The sequence below is a fragment of the Actinosynnema sp. NPDC059797 genome (genome assembly GCF_042732085.1).
In the GTDB taxonomy this organism is placed as follows: Bacteria; Actinomycetota; Actinomycetes; order Mycobacteriales; family Pseudonocardiaceae; genus Actinosynnema.
Map to the genome: position 1 here is coordinate 1 of NZ_JBHWIE010000629.1, position 2,538 is coordinate 2,538.

Here is a 2,538-nt window from a genome sequence, read left to right on the forward strand (position 1 = left end):
TGCACGGGGGCCACCGCTATGTCGTCGTCCACAACCAGCGTGCGCACGCTCACCGGACCGCCTCCGGCAGCCACACGTCGAACGACGCGCCGCCCAGCTCCGAGTCCGACACCTCGACCCGGCCCCTGCGCCGGGTCACCACCCTGGACACCAACGCCAGTCCAATCCCTCGACCGTGGGCGCCGCGCGGCGCCTTGGAACTCACCCCGGGGGCGAAGATCCGCCCGCGTTCCGAGCGCTCCACCCCCGGGCCGTCGTCGTCGACCACGACCCGCACCCCGCCCTCGTCCGACCGCACCAGCACCCGCACGGTCCCGCCGGCGCGCACCGCGTCCACGGCGTTGTCGACCAGGTTGCCCAGCACGGTCAGCGCGTCGTCGCCGGTGCGGGTGACGACCTCCGAGGCAGGGTCCAGCCGCAGCGCCACGCCGCGCTCGTGCGCGGTGGAGGACTTGGCCAGCAGCAGCGCCGCCAGCGCCGGGTCGGCCATCGCGCCGCCGAGGATCTCCGAGGTCACCGACCCCGTCCCGCCGACCCGCTCGATGTAGGCCACGGCGTCCTCCCTGCGGTCCAGCTCGACCAGGCCGCCGATGACGTGCAGGTGGTTGGTGAACTCGTGCGCCTGCGCCCGCAGCACCTCGGTCACGGTCCGCTGCCCGTCCAGCTCCCGCAGCGCGTCGTGCAGCTCGGTGCGGTCGCGCAGGGTCAGCACCACGCCCACCGGGCGGCCGTGGGTGCGGGCGGTCATCCGGTTGGCCACCAGCACCCGCTCGCCGGCCAGCACCGGCCGGTCGGCCACGTCGTCGCCGCCGAGCACCAGGTCCAGCAGGCCGCCGTGCTCCAGCACCTGCGCGGCGGGCCGCCCGGTCGGGTCCTCGGTGAGCCCCAGCAGCCGCACGGCCTCGTCGTTGACCAGCGCCAACCGTCCCCGCTCGTCCACGGCGACCACGCCCTCGCGGATGCCGTGCAGCATCGCGTCGCGGGTCTCCAGCAGCTGGGCGATCTCCGCCGGCTCCAGCCGGAAGGTGCGCCTGCGGACCATGCGGGTCACCAGCGCCGCGCCCAGCACGCCCACCAGCGCCGCGGCGGCCAGCCACCCGATCAGCTCGGGCAGGTCCTCGGCCAGGTCGGCGGCCAGCTCGCTCTCCAGGATGCCCACCGACGCCATGCCCAGCACCTGCCCGGACGAGGAGCGGACCGGCACCTTCGCCCGCAGCGAGGTGCCCAGCGTGCCGGTCTCGGTGCCGACGAACACCTGCCCGGACAGCGCGGCGCTGGGGTCGGTGGACACCCGCTCGCCGATGCGCCGCCGGTCGGGGTGGGCGTAGCGGACGCCGTTGCGGTCGGTGACCACCACGTAGGTCACGCCGGAGGCCTGGCGCAGCAGCTCGGCCAGCGGCTGGATGGTCGCGCTCGGGTCGGGCGAGTCGAACGCCTCCACCACCGAGGGCAGCCGCGCCACGCTCTCGGCCACCGACAGCATCCGGTCCTTGTAGGCCTCGCGGATGCGGTCGCTCTGGAGCTTGGCCGCCATCAGGCCCGCCGCGCACACCGTGGCCAGCACGATGACCACCTGCAACGCGAGCAGGGAGACACCCAGTGGGACCGAACGGCGGCGCATGGGGCGACATTCTGGCCCATCGGGTGTGAGCCGGGCCACGACCTAAACGACCAATACGGCCCTTACGACCATTGCCCCTGTTCACCGGTTCGGGGCTCTTAGCGTTCGCGGCCACCGACGGCGACGGCGCCGGTCGGGAGACGACCGGGCGACGCCCGGGGTGGAACACGGAGGACCCGATGGCAGGACGACGCACCCGACTCCTCGCGACCGCGGTCGCCGCGGGCCTGGCGCTCGCGGGCTGCGGTGGCGGTGGCGCGGCGAGCGGCGACATCGACCGGCTGGAGATCATGGCCCCGGCCGACCCGGGCGGCGGCTGGGACCAGACCGCGCGGTCGATGCAGGCGGCGATCACCGGCGCGGACCTGGTCGACTCCGTGCAGGTGGGCAACGTCGGCGGCGCGGGCGGCACGGTGGGCCTGCAGAAGCTGGCCAACGAGCGCTCCGAGACCTACCTGATGGTCACCGGCCTGGTGATGGTGGGCGCGGTGGAGACCAACGGCGTGGACAAGCGCCTGGAGGACACCACCCCCATCGCCCGGCTGACCGCCGAGGACGAGGTCGTGGTGGTCCCGGCCGACTCGCCGTACCGGACCATCGAGGACCTGCTGGCCGCCGTCGACGAGAAGGGCCAGGGCGTGTCGATCACCGGCGGCTCGGCGGGCGGCACCGACCACATCCTGGCCGCCATGCTGCTCAAGGCCAAGGACATCGACCCGGCCAAGCTCAACTACGTCGCCTACTCCGGCGGCGGCGAGTCGCTGGCGGCGCTGCTGGGCGGCCAGGTCGACGCGGGCATCTCCGGTGTCGGCGAGTACCTGGAGCAGATCAAGGCGGGCAAGCTGCGCGCCCTGGGCACCTCCGGCCCCAAGGAGCACCCCGAGGTCAAGGCGCCGACGTTCAAGACCCTCGGCTCG

2 protein-coding genes are annotated in these 2,538 nt (G+C 74.1%); one reads left to right on the forward strand and one right to left on the reverse strand.

All coding sequences use genetic code 11. The features are described 5' to 3' along the window. Positions 1-49 precede the first annotated feature (49 nt). The gene (locus ACFV4N_RS42665; RefSeq protein ID WP_499678397.1) at positions 50-1,621 is read right to left on the reverse strand and encodes an ATP-binding protein; all 1,572 of its coding nucleotides are present in this window, start codon (positions 1,619-1,621) and stop codon (positions 50-52) included. 179 nt (positions 1,622-1,800) lie between these two features. On the opposite strand from ACFV4N_RS42665, the gene ACFV4N_RS42670 reads away from it, so the two are divergent. Further along, positions 1,801-2,538: tripartite tricarboxylate transporter substrate binding protein (locus ACFV4N_RS42670; protein WP_499678398.1), on the forward strand; the 738-nt coding region annotated here is incomplete at its 3' end.

Excerpts from the sequence above, each read along its gene's own strand:
- ACFV4N_RS42665 (WP_499678397.1), bottom strand. The coding sequence starts at position 1,621 with ATGCGCCGCCGTTCGGTCCCACTGGGTGTCTCCCTGCTCGCGTTGCAG.